Source organism: Hyphomonas sp., assembly GCF_022844445.1.
Lineage (GTDB): Bacteria > Pseudomonadota > Alphaproteobacteria > Caulobacterales > Hyphomonadaceae > Hyphomonas.
In genome coordinates this window covers 93,487-116,240 of the sequence record NZ_JALHLS010000006.1, presented here as the reverse complement: position 1 = coordinate 116,240, position 22,754 = coordinate 93,487, and the positions used below count along the sequence as shown (strand labels likewise).

The 22,754-nt window shown below is 65.5% G+C and carries 17 protein-coding genes; 15 read left to right on the top strand and 2 right to left on the bottom strand.

Annotation, left to right across the window (positions count from 1 at the left end):
• Positions 1-10 precede the first annotated feature (10 nt).
• Genes Q0C17_RS08850 through Q0C17_RS08840 form a run of 3 tightly spaced genes read left to right on the top strand, consistent with a single transcriptional unit; the run spans position 11 to position 4,215 of the window.
• Positions 11-1,216: an acetyl-CoA C-acetyltransferase gene (locus Q0C17_RS08850; protein WP_291204595.1), complete on the top strand. Its 1,206-nt coding sequence runs from the start codon at positions 11-13 to the stop codon at positions 1,214-1,216.
• A gap of 7 nt (positions 1,217-1,223) precedes the next feature.
• Positions 1,224-1,949 carry a hypothetical protein gene (locus tag Q0C17_RS08845; RefSeq protein ID WP_291204592.1) on the top strand — a complete coding sequence of 242 codons (726 nt, stop codon included), beginning with the start codon at positions 1,224-1,226 and terminating at the stop codon, positions 1,947-1,949.
• A 31-nt stretch (positions 1,950-1,980) separates the two neighbouring features.
• Positions 1,981-4,215, top strand: coding sequence for a 3-hydroxyacyl-CoA dehydrogenase NAD-binding domain-containing protein (locus tag Q0C17_RS08840; protein WP_291204589.1), 2,235 nt, complete (start codon positions 1,981-1,983; stop codon positions 4,213-4,215).
• Positions 4,216-4,404: 189 nt separating this feature from the next.
• On the opposite strand, the gene Q0C17_RS08835 is transcribed toward Q0C17_RS08840, so the two are convergent.
• Positions 4,405-7,068, bottom strand: coding sequence for a ribonuclease E/G (locus tag Q0C17_RS08835; RefSeq protein WP_291204586.1), 2,664 nt, complete (start codon positions 7,066-7,068; stop codon positions 4,405-4,407).
• A 503-nt stretch (positions 7,069-7,571) separates the two neighbouring features.
• Here Q0C17_RS08835 and Q0C17_RS08830 point away from each other — a divergent pair.
• From Q0C17_RS08830 to Q0C17_RS08815, 4 genes are read left to right on the top strand one after another with little or no spacing between them, the layout of a single operon-like run.
• Positions 7,572-8,693: an N-acetylmuramoyl-L-alanine amidase gene (locus Q0C17_RS08830; protein WP_291204583.1), complete on the top strand. Its 1,122-nt coding sequence runs from the start codon at positions 7,572-7,574 to the stop codon at positions 8,691-8,693.
• A gap of 58 nt (positions 8,694-8,751) precedes the next feature.
• Positions 8,752-10,476 (top strand): tetratricopeptide repeat protein, encoded by a 1,725-nt coding sequence (locus Q0C17_RS08825; protein WP_291204580.1) that lies wholly within the window; start codon positions 8,752-8,754, stop codon positions 10,474-10,476.
• 24 nt (positions 10,477-10,500) lie between these two features.
• The gene (locus Q0C17_RS08820) at positions 10,501-11,379 is read left to right on the top strand and encodes a 4-(cytidine 5'-diphospho)-2-C-methyl-D-erythritol kinase (protein WP_291204578.1); all 879 of its coding nucleotides are present in this window, start codon (positions 10,501-10,503) and stop codon (positions 11,377-11,379) included.
• Complete coding sequence (locus Q0C17_RS08815; RefSeq protein ID WP_291204576.1) at positions 11,376-12,449, top strand: hypothetical protein; 1,074 nt, start codon at positions 11,376-11,378, stop codon at positions 12,447-12,449. Before Q0C17_RS08820 ends, Q0C17_RS08815 begins: the two co-directional genes overlap by 4 nt.
• A gap of 61 nt (positions 12,450-12,510) precedes the next feature.
• Here the strand turns inward: Q0C17_RS08815 and Q0C17_RS08810 are convergent, their stop codons facing one another.
• Entirely contained in the window at positions 12,511-13,524 is a 1,014-nt protein-coding gene (locus tag Q0C17_RS08810; protein WP_291204574.1) for a polyprenyl synthetase family protein, read from the bottom strand.
• A 168-nt stretch (positions 13,525-13,692) separates the two neighbouring features.
• On the opposite strand from Q0C17_RS08810, the gene Q0C17_RS08805 reads away from it, so the two are divergent.
• The 8 genes from Q0C17_RS08805 to ppdK all read left to right on the top strand — a co-directional run bounded on the left by Q0C17_RS08805 (position 13,693) and on the right by ppdK (position 22,369).
• Positions 13,693-14,178 carry a hypothetical protein gene (locus tag Q0C17_RS08805; protein WP_291204571.1) on the top strand — a complete coding sequence of 162 codons (486 nt, stop codon included), beginning with the start codon at positions 13,693-13,695 and terminating at the stop codon, positions 14,176-14,178.
• Entirely contained in the window at positions 14,178-14,384 is a 207-nt protein-coding gene (locus Q0C17_RS08800; RefSeq protein WP_291204568.1) for a DUF2007 domain-containing protein, read from the top strand. The genes Q0C17_RS08805 and Q0C17_RS08800 overlap by 1 nt, the downstream gene beginning before the upstream one ends.
• A complete protein-coding gene (locus tag Q0C17_RS08795) occupies positions 14,381-15,112 on the top strand; it encodes a methyltransferase (RefSeq protein ID WP_291204565.1) in 732 nt (243 codons plus the stop codon). Before Q0C17_RS08800 ends, Q0C17_RS08795 begins: the two co-directional genes overlap by 4 nt.
• Positions 15,113-15,354: 242 nt before the next feature.
• Positions 15,355-16,251, top strand: coding sequence for a glycine--tRNA ligase subunit alpha (locus Q0C17_RS08790; RefSeq protein ID WP_291204562.1), 897 nt, complete (start codon positions 15,355-15,357; stop codon positions 16,249-16,251).
• Between the two features lie 61 nt (positions 16,252-16,312).
• The gene (locus tag Q0C17_RS08785; protein WP_366914794.1) at positions 16,313-16,705 is read left to right on the top strand and encodes a DoxX family protein; all 393 of its coding nucleotides are present in this window, start codon (positions 16,313-16,315) and stop codon (positions 16,703-16,705) included.
• Between the two features lie 132 nt (positions 16,706-16,837).
• A complete protein-coding gene (locus tag Q0C17_RS08780) occupies positions 16,838-17,152 on the top strand; it encodes a hypothetical protein (protein ID WP_291204556.1) in 315 nt (104 codons plus the stop codon).
• Between the two features lie 176 nt (positions 17,153-17,328).
• Positions 17,329-19,449 carry a glycine--tRNA ligase subunit beta gene (glyS, locus tag Q0C17_RS08775; RefSeq protein ID WP_291204553.1) on the top strand — a complete coding sequence of 707 codons (2,121 nt, stop codon included), beginning with the start codon at positions 17,329-17,331 and terminating at the stop codon, positions 19,447-19,449.
• A 202-nt stretch (positions 19,450-19,651) separates the two neighbouring features.
• On the top strand, positions 19,652-22,369 hold the full coding sequence (gene ppdK, locus Q0C17_RS08770) for a pyruvate, phosphate dikinase (RefSeq protein WP_291204550.1): 2,718 nt from the start codon (positions 19,652-19,654) through the stop codon (positions 22,367-22,369).
• The last annotated feature ends 385 nt before the right edge of the window (positions 22,370-22,754 follow it).

Below are 22,754 nucleotides of genomic sequence, written 5' to 3'. Positions count from 1 at the left end.
AGCTTTCAAAATGCCCGAAGCCTATATCTACGACGCCGTCCGCACGCCCCGCGGCAAAGGCAAGTCCAGCGGTGCGCTGCACGAGATCACCGCACTCAGTCTCGGCACGCAGGTGCTGCAGGCCATCCGCGACAGGAACAATCTCGACACCTCGAAAGTCGATGATGTCGTGTTCGGCTGCGTTTCGCCGGTTGGCGAGCAGGGCGGTGACATTGCCCGCATTGCGGTGCTGAACGCCGAGTATGCCGAGACGACCGCCGGCGTGCAGGTCGACCGGTTCTGCGCGTCCGGCCTGGAAGCCTGCAACATGGCTGCCTCGAAAGTGATGACCGGCGAGGCCGACATGGCCATCGGCGGCGGCGTCGAATCGATGAGCCGCGTGCCAATGGGCGCCGCCGGCGGCGCCTGGTCGACCGATCCGCAGATCGCCATCAAATCCTACTTCACACCGCAAGGCATCGGCGCCGACACGATTGCCACGAAATACGGCTTCAGCCGCGATGACGTGGACGCCTTCGCCGTCGAGAGCCAGCGCCGCGCCGCGCAGGCCTGGAAGGAAGGCCGCTTCAAGAAATCTATCGTACCGGTGCGCGACCAGATGGGTGGCATCCGCCTCGCCCATGACGAGTTCATGCGCCCCGACACGACCATGCAGACCCTTGCCGCGCTGGACCCGTCCTTCGCCGGGATGGGCGCCGCTGGTTTCGACGAAGTGATCAAGCAGCGCTATCCGGAACTCGAGAAGATCAACCACGTGCACCACGCCGGCAACTCGTCGGGCATCGTGGATGGCGCCTCGGCCGTCCTGTTCGGTTCCGAAGCGATGGGCAAGGCCACCGGCATGAAGCCGCGCGCCCGTGTTCGCGCGATGGCGTCGATCGGCTCCGAGCCCGGCATCATGCTGACCGGCCCGACCTACGTGACCCAGAAGGTCCTCAAGAAAGCCGGCATGACTGTCGAGGACATCGACCTGTTCGAACTTAACGAGGCGTTCGCGTCCGTCGTCATGCTGATGATGAAGCTGCTCAACATCCCGCACGAGAAGATGAACGTGAACGGCGGCGCCATCGCCATGGGCCACCCGCTGGGTGCGACCGGCGGCATGATCCTTGGCACGATGGTCGACGAACTCGAGCGCACCGGCAAGAAGACCGCACTGGTCACCCTGTGCGTCGGCGCCGGCATGGGCACGGCCACGATCATCGAACGCGTCTGATACGCTCATGCGCGGCGCCGACCGGTACAGCGCGCTTTCAGCGGACTCGATCCTCACGACGCTCTCGCGTCTTGGGGACCGGGTGCGCGAGCGCTTTCCGGACCGGGGCCTGACGGGCGTCTGCGCCGAGCTTCAGCGCATTGCTGAGGCGCATGTGAAGCGGGTGGTTGACGTATCCAAGCCTCACCTGCTGTTGCGCGGGCTGGTTGCGCTCGTCCTCCTTGCCGGCCTGTTCATGGCCGGTGTGGGGGTGGAGCAGAAAGTCCGCCAGCTGATGATCAATCCTGATGCCATCGGGTTCGAGGGCATCGAGGCGATTGCCAACATCCTGATCCTGATGGGCGCAGCGATCTGGTTCCTGTTGAACCTGGAAACCCGCATCAAACGGTCCCAGGCGCTGGGCGCCCTGCACGAGCTGCGTTCCATCGCGCATGTCATCGACATGCACCAGCTGACCAAGGATCCGGCGAGCCTGCTGGGCGCGGGGCGCACGGCCTCCTCGCCTGACCGGGACCTCTCGCCCGCCGACCTCATGCGTTACCTCGACTATTGCACCGAGATGCTGTCGCTGACCGGCAAACTCGCCGCGCTCTGCATGCAGAGCGTGCGCGACGAAGTCGTGATCCACACCGTCAACGAGATCGAAGGCCTCACCACAAACCTTTCCAGCAAGATCTGGCAGAAAATCATGATCATCCGTTCGGAGATCGATCTGCCTGTTCCAAAATCCTGACCCCAGTTTTCCGCATACAAGGAGCCATTCCATGAACCTCGAAACCTTCAAATGGGACATTGATGCCGATGGCATCGCCCATGCCATCTTCGACGTGCCGGGCCGCAGCATGAACACGCTGACCGGCAAAGCGGTCGCCGACATCATTGCAATCACCAAGGAAGTCGCCACCAACGATGCCATCAAAGGCCTCGTCATCTCCTCCGGCAAAGCGAGCGGCTTCTGCGCCGGCGCCGACCTTGGCGAAATGGGCAGCCGCGCGGGCGCGGGCGGCGAGCAGAAGAAAAAGTCCGTGGACGAACTTAAGAAAGAGCAGTTCGATGCCGGCTTTTCGCTGAACGGCACGCTGCGCAAGCTGGAGACCTGCGGCAAGCCGGTTGCGATCGCGCTGAACGGGCTCGCGCTCGGCGGCGGTCTCGAAGTGGCGCTCGCCGGGCATTACCGCGTCGCCGCTAATGACAATCCGAAGCTGCAGTTCGGCCTGCCGGAAGCCAAGATCGGCCTCCTGCCGGGCGCCGGCGGCACGCAGCGCCTGCCGCGCCTTGTCGGCGTTCAGGCCGCGCTCCCGCTGATCCTGCAGGGCGAAAGCTTCACAGCCGAGCAGGCGAAGGCGATGGGCGTCGTCAACGAACTCGCGCCGTCCTCGGAAACCGTCGCCCGCGCGAAAGCCTGGGTGAAGGCAAACCCGAAAGCGAAAGCGCCGTGGGACGAGAAGGGCTACAAGGTTCCGGGCGGCGTGCCGCACAAGTCGCCGGGTGTCGGCCAGGTCGCCACGATGGCGAACATGATGCTGTCTTCGAAAACCTATGGCAACTTCCCGGCCCAGAAGAACATCCTCTCCTGCATCTATGAAGGCATCCAGGTGCCGATCGATGCCGGCCTGCGCATCGAGACGCGCTATTTCATCAACACGCAGCAGCGCCCTGAAGCGAAAGCAATGATCCGCTCGCTGTTCCTGTCGATGCAGGAACTCGGCAAGGGCGCCAACCGCCCCTCCGGTCATCCGAAGACGGAGTTCAAGAAGATCGCCGTCATCGGCGCGGGTCTGATGGGCGCCGGCATTGCCTATGTGCAGGCGAAGGCCGGCATTCCGACCGTGCTCGTCGATGTCTCGAAAGAGGCTGCTGAAAAGGGCAAACAATACTCTGTGCGCCTCGTCGAGAAGGATGTCTCTCGCGGCAAGCTGTCGAAGGAGAAGGGCGACGCGCTGCTCGCTCTGATCACGACCACGGACAATTACGATGACTTCAAGGGCGCCGATCTCGTGGTCGAGGCCGTTTACGAAAACGAAGAGCTGAAGGCGAAGATCACCAAGCAGGCTGAAGCCGTGCTGGGCGCGGATGCCGTATTCGGGTCCAACACCTCGACGCTGCCGATCACCGGTCTCGCCAAGGCGTCGAAGCGTCCGGCAAACTTCATCGGCATCCACTTCTTCTCGCCGGTCGAGCGCATGGGTCTCGTCGAAATCATCATGGGCAAGGAGACCAGCGAGGCGACCCTGGCGAAGTCGATCGACTATGTGCTCGCCATCCGCAAGACGCCGATCGTCGTCAACGACAGCCGCGGCTTCTACACCTCGCGCTGCTTCGGCACCTATACGCGCGAAGGTATGGAAATGCTGGGCGAAGGCATCAAGCCGGCGATCATCGAGAATGTCGGCCGCCAGGCCGGCATGCCGATGGGTGCGCTTGAAGTCTCCGACTCGGTTGGACTCGACACCGCCCTGAAAGTGACCCGCGCCATGGCCGAAGCCACCGGCGTTGATCTGCAGTCGGACGAACGCACAAACTTCCTCGCCTGGCTGGTCGAAGACCAGGGCCGCGTTGGCCGGAAAGCCGGCAAGGGCTTCTACGACTATGACGAGAAGGGCAAGCCGTCGCGCCTCTGGCCGGATATCAACAAGCAGCTCGAGATCAAGGTCGACGAATGTCCGCCCGCGCTGAAGAAGGAGCTGACCAACCGCTTCCTCGTCCGCCAGGCAGTGGAAGTCGCCCGCTGCTTTGAGGAAGGCGTGATCACGGATGCGCGCGACGCCGACATCGGCTCAATCCTCGCCTGGGGCTTTGCCCCGTTCACCGGCGGCTGTTGCTCCTACATCGACCTGATCTGGGGCATCAAGGAATTCGTCGCCGAAGCCGACCGCCTCGCCGATAAGTACGGCGACCGGTTCCGCCCGAACAAGTTGCTGCGCGACATGGCCGCCAAGGGCGAAGGTTTCTACGACCGCTTCCCGCCCGCCGGCACGAAAGCCAAAGTGCCCGCCTAGGTTTTGCGGCCACAAGCTGAAGAGGCCGGAGCAGCGCTGCTCCGGCCTCTTCTTGTTTGAGGCGGATCAATTGCGATCTCCCCGGTCGCGCGTCATCCTCAGATGAATTCTGCCATCAAGGGGGAGGCGCCGGAAAAAAAAGGGCGGCCGCAGCCGCCCTCTCGTCAATCCAAAACATCCGCTCCCGGATTATTTCTTTGCGCGGTTCCACCAGCCGGTCTTGCGCGGGCCTTCGGGCTGGGGCGCAGGAGCGGGTTCCGGAGCAGGCGCGGGAGCCGGCGCTTCGGCTTGCGCCATCACAGGTTCCGGCTCAGGCGAGGGCGCTTCGGCAACCGGCTGTGCTTCCTCGGCCGCAGGAGCAGCCGCGTCCGCCTCAGCTTCAACCGGCGCGGCTCTCGGGCGGCGGCTGCGCGGGGCGCGGGCTTTCGGGGCAGGCGCCTCGGCAGCAGGTTCCGCCTCGCCTTCCATCGGAGCCTCGAGTTCCAGCTCGGCGGCGACGCCTTCTGGTTCCTCATCCGAAAGCATGGCATCGGCGCTGGCCGAGAGGCCGTCGAGATAGGCGCCGCCATCGGCGATCGCGGCAATCTCGGAACCCTCCGGACGTCCCTCGCCCGAACGGCGGCGGCGGCGGCCGCCCCGGCGTCCGCGGCGGCGGCGCTTGCGCGGGCCTTCCTCGCCGTCTGCACGCGGTGCAACACCGGACTCGTCACCCTCGTCCTCGTCGTCCTCACTATCATCCTCATCCGAGGTGATCACCGCGTCGCCCTGAGCCGGGGTCTCGGCATCGACCACTTCAAGGCCCGTCTCGCGGGTTTCGCCGCGATTGCGGCCGCCGCGGCGGCGGCGGCGGCGCTTGCGTCCGCCATTGCCGCCTTCGGCGCCCTCGGGGCGTTCGGCCCGCGGCTCGGCAGCGTCTTCGCTGTCCTCTTCCGTCTCCTCAGCGGTGTCTTCGATGTCCTCGGCGTCTTCATCGTCCTCGTCGCGGACCGAAGCCGGGGTGGGCTTCATCAGCGAGCGCGGCGTCTGGCGCTTCTTCGGCTTGGCATTCGGGTCACGCTCGGCATCAAGCTGGAAGTCGCCCGGCAGCATGTCTTCTGATGAATGGATCGACACGGCAAAGCCGGCGACCCGCTCGATCTCAATCAGCGCTTCGCGTTTGTTGTTGAGGATGTAGAGGGCCACATCCGTCGGCGCCTTCACCGAGATGCCCTTCAGCGCGCCGATGGCAGCCCGGGCCTCGATGGCGCGGATCAGTTGCAGCGCAGCTGACGGAATCGAGCGGCGGCGGCCGGTACCGTTGCACGCTTCGCACGGATCGGAGGTTGCCTGCAGAACGCCCTGGCGGCGGCGCTGGCGGGAGATTTCCATCAGGCCGAACTGCGAGATGCGGCCATGCTGGACGCGCGCGCGGTCAACCTTCAGGCACTCCTTCAGGCGTTTCTCGACGGCGCGGTTGTTCTTGTTCTCCTCCATGTCGATGAAGTCGATGACGATCAGGCCGGCGAGGTCGCGCAGGCGCATCTGGCGGCACGCCTCTTCGGCCGCTTCCAGGTTGGTGCGCACGGCGGTCTGCTCGATATTGCGCTCGCGGGTCGATTTGCCGGAGTTCACGTCAATAGCGACAAGGGCTTCGGTCTGGTTGATCACCAGATATCCGCCCGACTTCAGCTGAACGGTCGGCGAGTAGATCGAATCGAGCTGCCCTTCGACGGCTTCGGCGACATAGAGCGGATCATCCTCCCGCCACTGCTGAACCTTCTTGGCCTGGCTCGGCATGATGATCTTGGCGAGGTCTTTCGCCTCGCGGTAGGCGTCGTCGCCCTGGACCCAGACTTCCTCGATCTCCTTGTCGAACATGTCGCGCATGGCGCGGTGAACGAGGCCGCCTTCGGCATTGATCAGCGCAGGGGCTTCGGAGGTCAGGGTCTTTTCGACGATCTGTTCCCAGAGTTTCGAGAGGTAGTCATAGTCGCGCTTGATCTCGGCCTTGGTGCGCTTGGCGCCGGCGGTGCGTACGATCAGGCCCTGGCCTTCCGGGATGTCGAGTTCGGCGACGATGGACTTCAGGCGCTTGCGGTCGGCCGAGTTGACGATCTTGCGCGAGATGCCGCCGCCCCGGGGGGTGTTCGGCATCAGTACAGAATAGCGACCTGCGAGCGAGAGATAGGTGGTGAGGGCGGCGCCCTTGTTGCCGCGTTCTTCCTTGACGACCTGCACCAGCATGACCTGCCGGCGGCGGATCACTTCCTGGATCTTATAGCGCTTCGAAATCGGCGTCCGGGTGGAGGCCGGGCGGGCGGCACGTTCGCTGCGGGCGCGCTGGCGCGGCTGGCTGGGTTTCGGCGCATCTTCGCCGCCGTTCTCTTCGCCGTCGCTCTCGTCCTCGTCGCCGGCTTCAGCGTCCGCTTCGGTCTCAGCGCCGTTCTCGCCGTCTTGGTCATGATCGTGGTCGTGATCATGGTCGTGGCCGGAATGGTCATGGCCGCCGCGTTCCATTTCGGCGGCAACGCCATGGGGCACGTACGGGCCGTCATCATCGTCATCGTCCTCGATGGCGGCGGCGGCTTCTTCGGCGGCTTCGCGCAGCAGGGCTTCGCGGTCCTCGGCGGGCAGCTGGTAGTAGTCCGGGTGAATCTCGCTGAAGGCGAGGAAGCCATGGCGGTTGCCACCGTACTCCACAAAGGCCGCCTGGAGCGAAGGCTCCACCCGGGTCACTTTTGCGAGGTAGATGTTTCCGCGGAGTTGTTCGCTGCCGGTTGATTCGAAGTCGAAATCGTCAACCTGGCCGTTGTTGACGATCGCTACCCGTGTTTCTTCGGGATGGGCGGCGTCGATCAGCATCAATCTGCTCATGTAACAGAACCTTTCGGTCCGGCGCAGCGGGCCAGGGCGCATGGCGCCTCGGTTGGCCCCGAAGGCCGGCAATATGATTTGAGGGGAATGCCACGCCTGACGGCTCCGCGAATCGCATTGGCGACCCGGCGGTTCCTGTATTGGCGGCGGCACAGTTGCGCATTGATCCTTGCTTTCCGGAGCGCGCGGCCCGCTTGCCTTTCCGGGGAAGCCGGGATGGTGCGCGCTAGAGGGAAACCTTTGGGCCAGCCCCTTCGGACGGCCACGGGTTGATAGTGCCCAATTTCATCCGGAAATGAAAGGGCCAAATTCCGAAGGTCCTGCGGCCCGCCGTGAAGGCGCGGTCAAGCGGAGGTTAATCTTCATCGGTCTAAGAGCAAGGTTACCGACCGTTTGACTGCTTGCCAGGCCCGCGAACTGATCCAATGCCGAGATTCCTGCCTATACTTTTGATATTACTAGGATTTATATGGTGCCTGCCGGCTTCGGCAGACGTCACGCAGGTGCGAATCGTAGGCGACGGCGCCCCCACCCGGATCACCATCTGGACGGATGTCGCCGAAACCGCTGACGGGCTGGTGACGGAAGCGCCAGGGGAACGCAAGGTTGTGCTGCTTCTCTCGCAGAACGGGTACTCTGCAGCGGGTGAAGGCAGTGGCGGCGTGGAGTCCTGGTCGCTGGAGCCGGGCCGTCTGGAATTCGTGCTGGACCGTCCGATGGCGGTCACCCGGATGCTGCGTTTGCCGCCGACCGGCAAGGAGCGCGCCTACCGGGTGATCCTTGACCTCGATACGATCTCTCCGGCTCGCTACACGGTGGCGGCGCGCCGGGATGTGAAGAAACTGGCGAAACTGGAAACCGAGATGGCGGCGGCCCGGGCCGAGGCCACGAAACAGCTCGCGGGCGGCAAGTGGCCGGCGGGGCGCTCTCCTGGGGGCGCGCGCAAGCATGTGGTCGTTATCGACGCCGGGCATGGGGGCAGGGACCCCGGCGCGATGGCCCTGACGGGCGGCAAAGAAAAGGAAATCACCCTCAAAGCGGCGCTCGCCCTGCGCGACGTTCTGGAGAAGGGCGGCAAATATGATGTGCGGCTCACCCGGGAGTCAGACATCTATGTCGAACATGAGGACCGGGTAACGCTGGCGCGCAATTGGGGCGCTGACCTGTTCATTTCGCTGCACGCCGATGCGGCAGGGTCCGCCTCGGTGTCCGGCGCCTCGGTCTATACGATCTCGGCCCGGGGCGAGACGCGGATCGACCGGGAGGCGACGAAGAATGACTGGAAGATCGCCATCGAAGATGGCACCCCAGAACGGCTGAACGGCCTGCTGGAGGATCTCGTCAAGCGCGAGACCAAGACCCGCTCGGCGGAGTTTGCCGAGTTCCTGCTGCCCCAGCTGGAGAAGGCCGGGCCGGTGCTGCGCAATACCCACCGGAATGCCGGCTTCTATGTGCTGTTGGCCCCGGACGTGCCGGCTGTGCTGCTGGAGCTCGGCTTCCTGACCAATGAGGCGGATGCCAAACGGCTGCAGTCCGACAAGGGCCGCAAGGCGGCGGTGGAGGCGATCGCCGAGGCGATCGACACGTATTTCGAGGCACAGGACTTACGGCTTGCAGCCAACTGAGACCTGCCGCGGCGCGCCGCCCCTTGCCGCATCTGCCGGATGCTGCGAATTTCCGCCGATGAAAACCCAACGTTTCCTGCTGGCCCTCGCGCCGCTGCTTCTGGCCGCTGCCTGCGCCTCGAGCCCGTTCTCGCGTACCACCTATCCCTCCGCCGACCGGCCGGATGAGGCCCGGGCCTACAGCGACTTCATGATCGCGCGCTTTGCGGCGCTGACCAATGATCCCCAGGTGGCGGCGCGCCACTACGCTTCGGCGATCAGCACCGCGCCGGAGGATCTGGGTGTGGCGGAGCGGGCTGTGTTCTCCGCGCTGCTGGCCGGCGACTACGGCGTCGCCGCCGGCCTTGCGCGGCGGGCCAATGATGCCGGCAGCGAAGCGGCGCTGGTGCGCCTGACGCTGGCGGTGGATGCCATCGCACGCGGCAAGACGGAGCACGCCATCGAGATCATCGAGGCGAGCGACTTGCGCGCCTTCAACCGGATGATCGCCCGCAACCTGGAAGCCTGGAGCCTGCTCGACACTGAAGGCGCGGCGGCCGCCGAGGCGATGTTGCAGCAGAACCTGACCGGCGATGCCCGCCTCGACAATGCGACGCTGCACATGCTCGGCCTGATGCAGGCAGCGGCGCGCAATGACGCCGGTGCGATCCAGACCTTCGACCGGATCTGGGCCTCGGGCGCGCGCCTCGCTGTGGGCGCGGAGGCTTATGCCGAGCTGCTTGCGGCGAGCGGCGAGCGCGACAAGGCGGTGGCTATCCTCGACCAGTTCCGCACTGAAGTCGGCGCCAACGCGGCCCTCGGCGTCTTGAAAACGCGGATCGAGGCAGGCGAGACCATCACGCCGAAACGGCTGACAACGCGCCAGGGTGCAGCGCTGGCGATGTTCCTGCCGGCCTCCGCGCTCATGCTGCAGACGGACGATGACATCGCCTCGGTCTATTTCGTGCTGGCCGTTGCACTCGACCCGCAGCTGCATCAGGCGCGCACGCTGCTCGGCCAGTCGCTGGTGCAGGGCAAGCGGCCGGATGCGGCCATCCGTGTGCTGAGTGATGTTCCGGCCTCCTCGCCGTTCTATGCGGCGGCGCGCGGCCAGATTGCCGGCATCCTCCTGTCACAGGAAAGACCGGACGAGGCACTGGTGGTGGCCATCGAGGCGCTGAAGATAAAGCCGGAACGCAGCCTGCGCCTGCAGGTGGCCGACCTTCACCGGGCGCAGGAGCGCTATGCCGAGGCCGAAGCTTTGCTGACCGAAGTGATGCTGAGTGACGAAGCCGAAGGGCGCAAGGACTGGCGGGTGTTCTTCCTGCGCGGCGCCTCGCGTGAGCGCCAGTCGAACTGGGAAAGTGCGGAGACGGACCTGAAGGAAGCGCTCGCGATCGATCCGCACAATGCGAACGTGCTGAACTATCTCGGTTATTCCTGGATCGACCGGGGCATCAATCTGGAAGAAGGCTTCAGCCTGATCCGGCAGGCTCTGGTGCTGGAGCCGCAGTCGGGCCATATCGTCGACAGCCTCGGCTGGGCGCACTATCAACTGGGCCAGTATGACGAGGCGGTGGAGCTGCTTGAACGCGCGGTGGAACTGCTGCCCGGTGATCCCGTACTGAATGACCATCTTGGCGATGCCTACTGGAAGGCCGGTCGCCGCAAGGAGGCGGGGTTCCAGTGGAGCCGCGCCCTGAAACTTGATCCGCAGGCGGATGACCGCGTGGTGATTGCACAGAAACTGGTGACGGGCCTTGCTGCGGCGCCGGCACCTGCCGGCGCGCTTGTCGCGCAATAGGCAAGACGCCGGGGAGGGCGGACGATGACACTGCTAAAAGCCTGGGCGCCGGCCAAGGTGAACCTGTTCCTGCATGTCGCCCCGGTAAAGCCGAACGGACGGCATGATCTCGACTCGCTCGTCGTCTTCTCAGACGAGCGCGCCGCTGACTATGTGACAGCGGAGGCGGCAGATGACCTCAGCCTGACGGTTTCCGGGCCGTTTGCCCCGGTATCGGGCCGGGTCGAGGACAATCTTGTGCTGAAGGCGGCCGAGGCGCTGCAGGCCGCGTCCGGCTGCAGGAAGGGCGCAAAACTTGCCTTGCAGAAATGTCTGCCGGTGGCGGCAGGGATCGGCGGCGGATCGTCGGATGCGGCGGCGGCGCTGCGGCTGCTGACCGAGCTGTGGGGGATTGATCCTTCATATGCGGCGCAGGTGGCGCCCGGCCTTGGCGGGGATGTGCCGGTGTCGCTTGCGGCCGTGCCGTCGCTGATGCGGGGCGAGGGTGAACGGGTGGAGCCGGCACACCTGCCGTTCCGGATTCCCGCGCTGCTGGTGAACTCACATGCGCCGTGCCCGACCGGGCCTGTGTTTGCCGCCTATGATGCCGCTGGCGGGGGCAAGGATTTCGTGGAGGTCGATCCGCTGCCGGGCTTTCTCGACAAGGACCACCTGACCGACTGGCTGGCCTACCAGCGCAATGACCTCGAGGCGCCGGCGACGGCGCTGGTGCCGGAGATCTCGGACGTGCTGGATTTCCTGCGGGCGCAACGCGGTGTGCGGCTGGCGCGGATGAGCGGATCGGGCGCGACCTGCTTTGCGGTGTTCGATGCAATCTCGCTGGCGGAACTCGCCTCGGTCGCACTGAAGGCCGAGAAACCGGACTGGTGGTCGGTGCCGACGCGACTGGGCGCGGCAACATGATCCTGGCAGCGTTGTTGCTGGCCCCCTTTGCGGTCAGCCTTTTCGTCTGCTGGCTGATGATCCGGTTCGGCCCGAAAGATGCGCCCGACGGGGCGCGCAAGATGCAGACAGCGCCAGTGCCAAGTTCCGGCGGAATAGGAATTCTTGCAGGGCTCACGGCCGGCGCGGCCGTGCTGGCGGCGGCGGGGGAGCCGGTCGCGGCGCTGCTCGGGCAGCCGCCGCTGGCAGGACTGGCTGCGTTCACTGTGTTTGCGGCGCTGCTCGGCTGGTATGATGACGCCTCCGGCATGCCGGCGCTGCCGAAACTGCTGGCGCTGCTGGGCGCAGCGGTGATCGCGGCCCAGATCGGGCCGGTACCGGAACGTATCTGGCTTAGCGGGCTTGATATCGGGCTCGGGCGGATTGCCGGCATGCTGCTGGTGGCGGCGTGGATCTTCGTGATGGCGAACGCCGTGAATTTCATGGACGGCGCCAATGGCATCGCGCTTGGCTCGGCGCTGATCATCCTCGCGGCGCTGGCCTTGTTGCTGCTGCCGCAGGCGGCGTATGCGGCAGACCGGGACGCGGCGTCGGTGATGCTTGGCCTGCTGCTGGCTGAAGCGGCAGCGATCGGCGGCTTCCTCGCCTGGAACCTGAATGGCCGCCTTTTTGCTGGAGACGCGGGCTCACTGTCCGTAGGCGGACTGATCGGCGGGGCCTCAGCGATGTTTGCCATCAACGGGCCGGTGCTGATCCCGCTGACTCTGTGCCTGCCAATCCTGGTGGACGTGTTCATGACACTCGGCTGGCGGGCGCTGAAGGGACGGCCGGTGATGCAGGCGCACCGTGACCATGCTTATCAGTTGCTGCTGCGGTCTGGCTGGAGCCATGGCCGCGTGGCCCGGCTGTGGTGGGGCATGACGGCGGTTTGTGCGGGGGCGGTGCTGGCCGGGCCGTTGGCGAGCTTGTTCGGCGTGTCTGGCGCCGGCGGACCGCGGCTGGATGCGGCGGTGTTCGGCGCGCTGCTGATCGCTGGGATTGTGCTGTGGGTTCGGTCGCGGGTGACGCTGGGCCGGGCGCTGGCGGCATAGCTGCCTTCCTGAGGGACATCGCCTCCGGCCTCTCCTGCGCTTGCAGATGAGGGGAGCGGGTTCAGTACGCTCGGCTGACGCAGAAGTCTGCGAGGTCTTCGAGCGCGTCGCGGAAGGGGGAGGCTGGAAGCGTGCGCAGGGCGCCCTTGGCGAGGGCGGCATAGGCTTCGGCTTCCTGAACGGTGGCCTCAGAGGCGCCGGTCGCACGGATCAGGTGGACAGCGTGGGCGAGGTCCGAATCTTCCTGCGTGGCCGGGTTCAGGGCGCGGTCCCAGAAGGCGCGGTCTTCGTCCGAGCCGCGGCGTCGCGCGATGATGACCGGCAGGGTGATCTTGCCTTCCCGGAAATCGTCGCCGACGGATTTGCCGATGACCGACGTGGTGCCGCCATAGTCGAGCGCGTCGTCGATGATCTGGAAGGCGAGGCCGAGATTCTTGCCATATGTGGCGAGCGCCGGAGCGTGGCCTTCGCCGCCGCCCGACATGGCCCCGGTTTCGGCTGCGGCTTCGAACAGGGCGCCGGTCTTAGCCTCGACGATGGCCAGGTATTCTTCGGTCGGCAGGTCGCGCGTCGCCATGGCGGCGAGCTGACGCACTTCGCCTTCTGCGATCACGGTGGAGGCGGTGGCGAGGCGGTTCAGGATGGTGAGGCTGTTGGTCTCGACCAACAGGTTGAAGGCGCGGGCGAAGAGGAAATCGCCGACGAGGATGGATGCCTTGTTACCCCAGAGGGTCTTGGCGGCGGGCTTGCCGCGGCGCAGTTCGCTCTCGTCGACGACGTCGTCGTGCAGCAGTGTGGCGGTATGGATGAACTCGACGGCCGCGGCGAGGGCGTGGGTGGCGGCGCTGGCCTTGCCGACGGCGTTGGCCGCAATCAGTGTGATCAGCGGGCGCAGGCGCTTGCCGCCGGCGGAGACGATATAGCCGGAGAGGTCCGGGATAATGGCAACGGGGCTGGCAGCGCGGGTGGCGAGGAGATGCTCGACCTGGCCCAGATCGTACGCGACCAGGGCCTGCATCCGGTCCACCACCGAAGACAGGGCCGCCTTGCTTTTCGGTTTGGGGGCAAGGGTCAAGACGGGAACTCCGGGGATGGCTCTGACTTGTTAGGTAACTCTACGTGAGGGGTTCGCCAAGGCGACGTGGCACCCGGCCGCACGTATTGGACCCTGGACGGGGCGGCCAGCAACCATGAATCCTTCGTAAGGCTGACAAGCGAGCCGGATTCGCGCTAGATGTGGCGCATGAAGCACGTATTCCTGATCCCCGCCCTCGCCGTGATGGCTGCTTGCGCCACGACGCCGGCTTATGGTCCCGCCAAGTCCGATCGCGGCGTTGGCTACCTGTCCCAGCAGATCGAGCAGGGGCGGCACATCATCTCCTATACCGATCCCGACCCTGTACGCGCGCGCAACATGGCCTTGCTGAGGGCGTCCGAGATCACCCTGATGGAGGGCAAAGACTGGTTCGAGATCACCAGCGAGGGAGCCGATACCGAAGAGTCGCGCGGTGGTGGCCCGTCGGTCAGCATCGGTGGAGGCACCAGCAGCTATGGCCGCTCGTCCGGCGTCGGGGTGGGCCTAGGTATCGGCATTCCGCTGGGCGGCGGCGGCTCAGGCAAGACCACGCAGACCATCGAGATCGTGACTGGCGCGAACCCCAAACCAGACAGGCCGTCGGCGTATGACGCCCGATCAGTGGACATGAATCTGCGGGTTACCGCGGGCTGATGGAAGAGGTCTTCCGGACGAACGATCCGGTGAAACTGTCTTACATCGAGCATCTGCTCGCCGAAGCCGGCGTGGCATTTGTCGTGCTCGACCGGCACATCTCGGCCATCGAGGGCAATATCGGCATCTTTCCGCGCCGTGTGCTGGTAGCTCAGGGCGAAATTGCCCGTGCGCGTATGGCGCTGCGAGGCGTAGAGCCCGGATGAGCGCCACGACACAAGATACCGTCTATCAGGGCCGGGTAACGCTGGTGCAGCCGGCGGCGGGATTTCGCGCAGGGTTTGACTCGCTTGCGCTGGCGGCGGCGCTGCCGGCGCTGACCAGGGGCGAGGCGCTGGAGCTGGGCTGCGGCTGCGGCGGCGCGCTGTTGCCGGCGGCGTTCCGGCTTCCTGGGGTGAGTTTTACAGGTGTTGAGCAAGCGGCTGAGACAGCGGAGCTAGCGCGCGCAGGCGCGGGGCTGAACGGGTTTGGCGCACGGGTGAGCATCGAGACGGGCGAGGCCTCGACCTTCGTGCAGGGGCAGGAAAACCGGTTTGACCTGGTGTTTGCCAATCCGCCTTACTTCGAGCCGGGAAAGATCTCGGCGCCGGGCGAGGGCAAGGCGGGGGCGTATATCGAGAGCCTGCCGCTGGAAGGCTGGGTGAAGGCGATGTTGTTTGCTGCAAAGCCGCGGGCGCCGGTTGTGATGATCCACCGAGCGGCAGAGTTGGCACGGCTGCTGGCGCAGCTCGACCGGCAAGCGGGAGAGATCACGGTGCTGCCGCTGGCCTCCAAGGCGGGCGAGGCGGCGCGGCGGGTGCTGGTGCGGGCGCGCAAGGGGCTGAAGCGGGGGCCGCTGACACTGCTGGCGCCGCTGGTGACGCATGAGGTCGATGGCAGCGCGCGGACGGCGGCGGCGCAGGGCATCGTCGAGGGTCAGGCAATCGAGTGGTGAGGGCGCTGATCGCTCTTGTAATCGGGGGTGGGGGGGCCAACTTTAGGCTTTGGGGGCCAACAAGGGCGCAAGACCATGTTCACCTTCCTCTTTATTGCCGCCCTCGCGCTGGGCATCGCGATTTCGTGGATCGGGTGGTTCGGGCAGCGCGACTACAACACCGAGCGCCGGAAAAAGTGAGACCGGTTGCGCGGGGGCGGGCTTGGCGCTAGGCCGGGATTTCCCTGACCGATGAGTTCAAGATGCCTGCGCCCAAAGCCCATGCCAAACCGAAATCCTTTCAGGACCTGATCCTGACATTGCAGGCCTACTGGTCCGCGCAGGGCTGCGCGATCCTGCAGCCGTATGACATGGAAGTGGGCGCCGGGACGCTGCATCCGGGCACCGTGCTGCGCGCGCTGGGGCCGAAGCCGTGGCGGGCGGCATACGTGCAGCCCTCGCGCCGGCCGAAGGATGGACGCTACGGCGAGAACCCCAACCGGCTCGGGCATTACTATCAGTTCCAGGTGATCCTGAAGCCGAACCCGGCAAATCTGCAGGATCTCTACCTCGAGAGCCTCTACCGCATCGGGATCGACCCCGCTGTGCATGACATCCGCTTCGTGGAGGATGACTGGGAGAACCCGACCGTGGGCGCCTGGGGGCTTGGCTGGGAAGTCTGGTGCGACGGGATGGAAGTCAGTCAGTACACGTACTTCCAGCAGGTGGGCGGCCTCGATGTGGCGCCGGTTTCGGGCGAGCTGACCTACGGGCTCGAGCGACTTGCCATGTACGTGTTCGGTGTGGACCGGGTCTATGACCTGCCGTTCAACGATCCGGCGAGCGCGGTGCCGCTCACTTACGGCGACGTGTTCCTCGAGAACGAGCGCCAGCAGAGCGCGTTCAATTTCGAGCATTCGGATGTCGAGATGTTGAAGCGCTGGTTTGCCGATTGCGAGAACCAGTCGAACGCGCTGCGCGCGGCGGGCAAGCCGCTGCCGGCGTATGACTATGCGCTGAAGGCCTCGCACACGTTCAACCTGATTGATGCGCGCGGCGCGATTTCGCCGACCGAGCGGCAGGCCTATATTGCGCGCGTGCGGGACCTTGCGCGCGGGGCGGCGGCGCAGTGGGCCGAGAGCGACGCGGCGAAGGCTTAGGGCTTGCCTCTGGACCGCCTCCCGCGTGCGAAAAAGGGACGAGACATGAGCGTACCATTGAATACCCGCACCGCCCGCGCTTGCTGCAATCCGCATCGGCGTGGCGCTTCTGATCTTTGTGCATGGCGCGGCTCGCGTAGCGGCGGGCGGCGTGGCGCCGTTCGGGGGCTGGCTGGAGGCACAGGGGTTTCCGGTGGGGATTGCCTGGGCGTGGGGCGTGACGGGGTATGAACTGGTGGCGCCGGCCTTCATCATCTTGCGCCGGTTCGTGAGCGTGCTCTGCCTCGGGCATGTCGGGATCCTGGCGCTTGGGATGGTGATGGTGCACCTGCCGAACGGATGGTTCGTGGTCGGCCTCGGGCGCAACGGAATGGAATACAGCGTACTGCTGATCCTGTGCCTGCTGGCGCTGGCCTTCGTGCACTGGCCGAGGCCGCATGATGAGCGAGCCTGAACGTTTATTCATATAAAAAACAATCACTTACGCGAAGATTCTTTTGGAGGGTGGCGACGGAAGCGGGCCGGCAGGTGCGTTGAAGGGGCGTGATCCGGTTCGACGGGTCACTCAAACAGAGAGGACCATCCCATGTTCAAACCCCTGATTGCCGCTGCATTGATTGCCGCTTTCGCTGCCCCGGCGGCGCTGGCCGGACCGGCCGAACGCCTTGGCCGGATCGACCACCGCCTGACCGCCGCCGAGATCCGCGGCGACATCCCGCAAGACAGCCGCGCTGATCATGCCGAAGACCGCCTCGACCGGTTCGAGAACAAGGCAGACCGCCGCGAGAGCCGCCGCGACGAAGCGTATGACCGCGGGCCGCGCGACGTGGCTGAGGACAAGCTCGACCGCGCCGAGAACCGCCTCGACCGCCGCGAAGACCGCATCGATCGGCGCCTCTAGGCCAGGCGTCAGCCCATTCCGGCGAGGGCCGGAACCCGGACGGCCTGCTGGTAGCAGGCATGGGCCGGGCCCCGGTCTGGCCGGGGTGGGCCGACCTGTCGCCGCGCGCCGCCCTTGACCCCGGCGCGCGCGCGTCTATGCCGTGACCCACGCGAAACTCCTGCCGCCGGGGCCCCATGGCTGAACTCCTGCTTGAACTCTTCTCCGAGGAAATTCCTGCGCGCATGCAGGCGAAGGCCGAGGCGGACCTGCTGGCCGCGCTGACGGCGCGCCTGAAGGCGGCGGGGCTTGGCTGGAAGAACGCGTTTGCGGTGTCCGGCCCGCGCCGGCTGACCGCTGTGGTCGAAGGGCTGGACGCGCGCTCGGCGGATGTGCGCGAAGAGAAGAAGGGCCCGAAGGTCGGCGCGCCGGAGCAGGCGATTGCGGGCTTCCTGCGGGGGGCGGGGCTCGCTTCCCTCGACCAGGCGGAGATCGTCTCCGATGCGAAGAAGGGCGACTTCTATGTGGCCTATCTCTCTGTGCCGGGACGCGACGCGAAGGATGTGATTGCCGAAGCGGTGCCGGAGATCGTCAAGACGTTCCACTGGCCGAAGTCCATGCGGACGGCGGACGGGGACCTGCGCTGGGTGCGCCCGCTGCAGCGGATCACCTGCCTGCTGGACGGAGGCGTAGTACCGTTCGAGGTGGGCGGCGCGGCGAGCGGGAACGAGACCGAGGGGCACCGCGTGCACGGACGTGGTCCGTATACGGTCAAATCCTGGGCGGACTACAAGAAGCAGCTGGAAGGCAAGGGCCATGTGATCCTGTCGCGGGCGGACCGGCGCGCGCGCATCCTGGCGGGAATCGAGGACGTTTGCAGCGCGTCCGGGCTGGAGCTGGTGCCGGATGAGGGGCTGCTGGAAGAGGTGACAGGGCTCGCGGAATGGCCGGTGGTCGTTCTGGGACAGATGGAGCCGTCGTTCCTGGACCTGCCGCCGGAAGTGATCCGCCTGTCGATGCGCACGCACCAGAAATACTTCGCGGTGAAACGTCCGGGTGCCGAGGGATTGGCGCCGAACTTCATCGTGGTGGCGAACATTGCCGCCACTGATGGCGGAGCGAAAATTGCCGAAGGCAATGCGCGCGTGCTGTCAGCCCGCCTGTCGGATGCACGCTTCTTCTGGGAGAAGGACAAGGCAACGCCGCTGGAGGTGATGGGCGAGAAGCTGAAAACCATCGCGTTCAAGGAAGAACTGGGGTCGCTCGGCGACAAGGTAGACCGCGTGGCGGCGCTGGCGCGGGAACTGGCGCCGAAGGTTGGCGCGGACCCGGTGCTTGCCGAGCGCGCGGCGCGGCTGGCGAAGGCGGACCTTGTGTCGGAGATGGTCGGCGAGTTCCCGGAACTGCAGGGTGTGATGGGGCGGTATTATGCCCGGGCTGCGGGCGAAGACGCGCGCGTCGCCGATGCGATCCGCGATCACTACAAGCCGCAGGGGCCGAACGATGCCGTGCCGTCTGAGCCGGTAGCGGTGGCCGTCGCGCTGGCGGACAAGCTCGACACGCTGGTGGGCTTCTGGGCGATTGATGAAAAGCCCACGGGATCGAAGGACCCGTTTGCGCTGAGGCGCGCGGCGCTTGGCGTGGTGCGGATGATCCTAGAAAATGGCGTGCGCCTTAAACTGTCGGATGCAATCTTGAATGCGCCGCTCGCTGTCAAACCCGCCGGTGATGGCGGGCGTTCGAAAAGCGTCAAAGAGGCGGTTGCAAAGGCAGTCGACACACTCGTCGATCCTACCCTCCTCGCCTTCTTCGCCGACCGTCTCAAGCAAGTGCTTCGTGATCAGGGCAAGCGGCACGATCTGATCGACGCCGTGTTTGCGCTGGGTGAGGATGACCTCGTGCTGATCGTGAAGCGGGTCGAGGCGCTGGGGGCGTTCCTGGAGACCGAGGACGGGGCGACCTTGCTGGCAGGGTATCGCCGGGCGGCGAACATCCTGAAGGCGGAAGAGAAGAAGGGCGCGCTGCCGGAGAACCTGAAGGTGGATGCGGCGCTGGTGGCCAAGGGGCCGGCGGCGGAGCAGGCGCTGGCGAAGGCGGTGGCGGCGGCCGAAGCGGCGCTCGCCGCGCCGCTGGCAAACGAAGACTTTGCCGGGGCGATGCGCGTGCTGGCAGGCCTGCGTGCGCCGGTCGATGCCTTCTTCGACGGGGTGATGGTGAACGACAGTGACGCGGCCGTGCGGGCCAACCGCCTGGCGCTGCTTGAGGCAGTGCGGGACGCCCTGCACAAGGTGGCGGATTTCTCGCGGATTGAGGGCTGAGGCAGTTTGTTCCGCTTCAATACGCGCACGCCGCGATATCGCGGCAACACTTACCTCGAGGCGAGAAAATACAACGTTGTCACTCGCCTCGGAAACGAAACGCGCACTTCTCATTCCGTGTGCGATGCAGCATAGGACTTGCAAATGGACGGACCGGGTAGATTCCATCCGTTCACCAAGATGACAGGGAAGGCGATTTCGCATGGCTGAGGCAGCACGCAAGGGCGCAGAACAAACCTGGGTCTATGCCTTCGGTGGCGGCACGGCGGACGGCGATGCCTCCATGAAGAACCTGCTGGGCGGCAAGGGCGCCAACCTCGCCGAAATGGCGAAGCTCGGCCTGCCGGTACCTCCCGGTTTCACGATTTCGACCGCTGTATGCGTCGCCTATTACCAGACGGGCCGGGCCTATCCGGCGGGCCTTGAGGCGGAAGTGAATGCGGCGCTGGCTGCGTTGGAGCGCCAGTCCGGCAAGGGCTTTGGCGACCCGGCAAACCCGCTGCTGGTGTCCGTGCGGTCGGGCGCCCGCGCCTCGATGCCGGGCATGATGGACACGGTGCTGAACCTCGGCCTCAACGAAGCGGTGGCCGAAGGACTCGCCAGGCTCGCCGGCGACCGGTTTGCCTATGACAGCTATCGTCGCTTCATCCAGATGTATTCGAACGTCGTGCTGGGCCTCGGTCATGACGAGTTCGAGCATATCCTGGACGATTACAAAGAGCGCGAAGGCCTCGACCTCGACACCGACCTGAATGCCGATAACTGGAAAGCGGTGATCGTGCGCTACAAGGCGGCGGTGCAGAAGGAACTGGGCCGGCCGTTCCCCGAAGATCCGCGCGAGCAGCTTTGGGGCGCCATCTCGGCGGTCTTCAACAGCTGGATGAGCGACCGCGCCATCATCTACCGCAAGCTCAACGACATTCCGGAAGACTGGGGCACGGCGGTCAACGTGCAGGCCATGGTGTTCGGTAACCTTGGCGAGACCTCGGCGACGGGCGTGGCGTTCACGCGCGATCCGTCGAACGGGCAGGCGATCTTTTACGGCGAATACCTGATCAATGCGCAGGGCGAGGACGTGGTGGCGGGCATCCGCACACCCGCGCCGATCTCGCGCGAGCGCGCCGCGACGCTGGGTTCGGGCGACAAGCCGCTCGAGGACGCGATGCCGGAGGTCTACAAGCAGCTGCGCGATGTCGCTGCGAAGCTGGAACATCACTACAAGGACATGCAGGATATCGAGTTCACGGTCGAAGCCGGCCGCCTCTACATGCTGCAGACCCGCAACGGCAAACGCACGGCGGCTGCCGCGGTGAAGATCGCCGTCGACATGGTGCGCGAGAAGCTGATCAGCGAGAAGGAAGGCCTGCTGCGGCTTGATCCCTCGCAGCTCGACCAGCTGCTGCACCCGCGCATTCCGAGTGATGACGAGAACAAGAAAGCTGGCGGCAAGCCCTACGACGTGATCGTGAAAGGCCTGCCGGCGAGCCCTGGCGCTGCGGTCGGCAAGGTCGTTTTCGACTCCGACGAGGCCTTCCTGCTGGCGGGCAAGGGCGAGGACGTGATCCTGGTGCGCGTCGAAACGAGCCCGGACGACATCAAGGGCATGCATGCCGCGCGCGCCATCGTGACGGCGCGCGGCGGGATGACCAGCCACGCGGCCGTGGTGGCGCGCGGCATGGGCCGGCCCTGCGTGTGCGGGGCGAGCGACCTCAAGATCGACGTGGCACGCGGCGAGTTCAGTGTGCGCGGGCGCACGTTCAAAAAGGGCGATACGGTCACCATCGATGGCGGCACGGGCCGCGTGATGGCAGGCGCAATTGCGCTGATCAAGCCGGACCTGTCGGGTGATTTCGGCGAGCTGATGAGCTGGGCCGACAAGGTGCGCCGCCTGAAGGTGCGCGCCAACGCGGAGACGCCGCTGGATACGCGCACGGCTGTGGAGTTCGGCGCGGAAGGCATTGGCCTTTGCCGCACGGAGCACATGTTTTTCGAGGAAGAGCGCATCCCGGCGGTGCGCTCGATGATCCTGTCCAACGACGAAAAGGGCCGCCGCGAGGCGCTGGCGAAACTGCTGCCGATGCAGCGGTCTGATTTCGAGGAAATCTTCCGCATCCTGGAAGGCCGCCCGGCGACGATCCGGCTGCTGGATCCGCCGCTGCACGAATTCCTGCCGCATACGGACGAAGACATCGCGAATGTGGCGAAAGCCTCCGGCATAAATGCCGACGAGCTGCGCCGCCGGGCGCATGACCTGCACGAGAGCAATCCGATGCTGGGCCATCGGGGCTGCCGTCTCGGGATCACATACCCCGAGATCTACGAGATGCAGGCGCGTGCCATCTTCGAGGCGGCGGTCAACGTCGCCAAGGAAGGCAAGCTGAAACCGGTGCCGGAAGTGATGATCCCGCTGGTGGCCACGCAGCGCGAGCTGGCCATCCTCAAGGCGCTGGTCGACGAGACAGCAAACACCGTGTTCAAGGAGACGGGCGTGACGGTCGATTATACGGTCGGCACCATGATCGAGCTGCCACGCGCGGCGCTGCAGGCGGGCGAAATTGCCCATTCGGCGGCCTTCTTCTCCTTCGGCACAAACGACCTGACCCAGACGACGCTGGGCATCAGCCGCGACGATGCGGGCCGCTTCCTGCAGGCCTATTCGGAGAAGGGCATCTACGAGAAGGATCCCTTCGTGACACTGGACCAGGAAGGCGTCGGCGAGCTGGTCAAGATTGCGGCCGAGCGCGGCAAACGTACGCGCCCCGGCATCAAGCTGGGAATTTGTGGCGAGCACGGCGGCGACCCGGCCTCGGTGGAATTTTGCCACCGCGCGGGCCTCGATTACGTCTCCTGCTCCCCCTACCGGGTGCCGATCGCGCGTCTTGCAGCGGCACAGGCGGCGCTCAAAGACAGCGCAAAGTAGCCTCTGGCAGCCAAAACCGCGGGCGCTTGAGTGTTGTTTTTCAGCAACAGGGGCCCCATCCCTGAGTCGCTTGGGTTGAGGCCTGAGGGGCCTGAAAACATAGCATTTTCAACTGGTTAACGGCAATTTCATCGAAGTTGCATGAAGGCCCGGTTCCCACCTGCCGGCGACCCTGTCGACTTTGTCACTCAGAAGGTTGGCTGATTTATTGCTAGATACTCCCGGGTGGGCCACATCCCCCGTGCTCCCAGGGAGCGTGGTGGGACGCGTTAGGTCCTCTGACAATGCGTATAACCCTGAAAGCTCGGGTACCAAGGCGGAACGATACCGCTGTCCGGGCAAAGAGGAACGGTGATGTTAAGGTTTCTTCAACCAAGCCAGACGA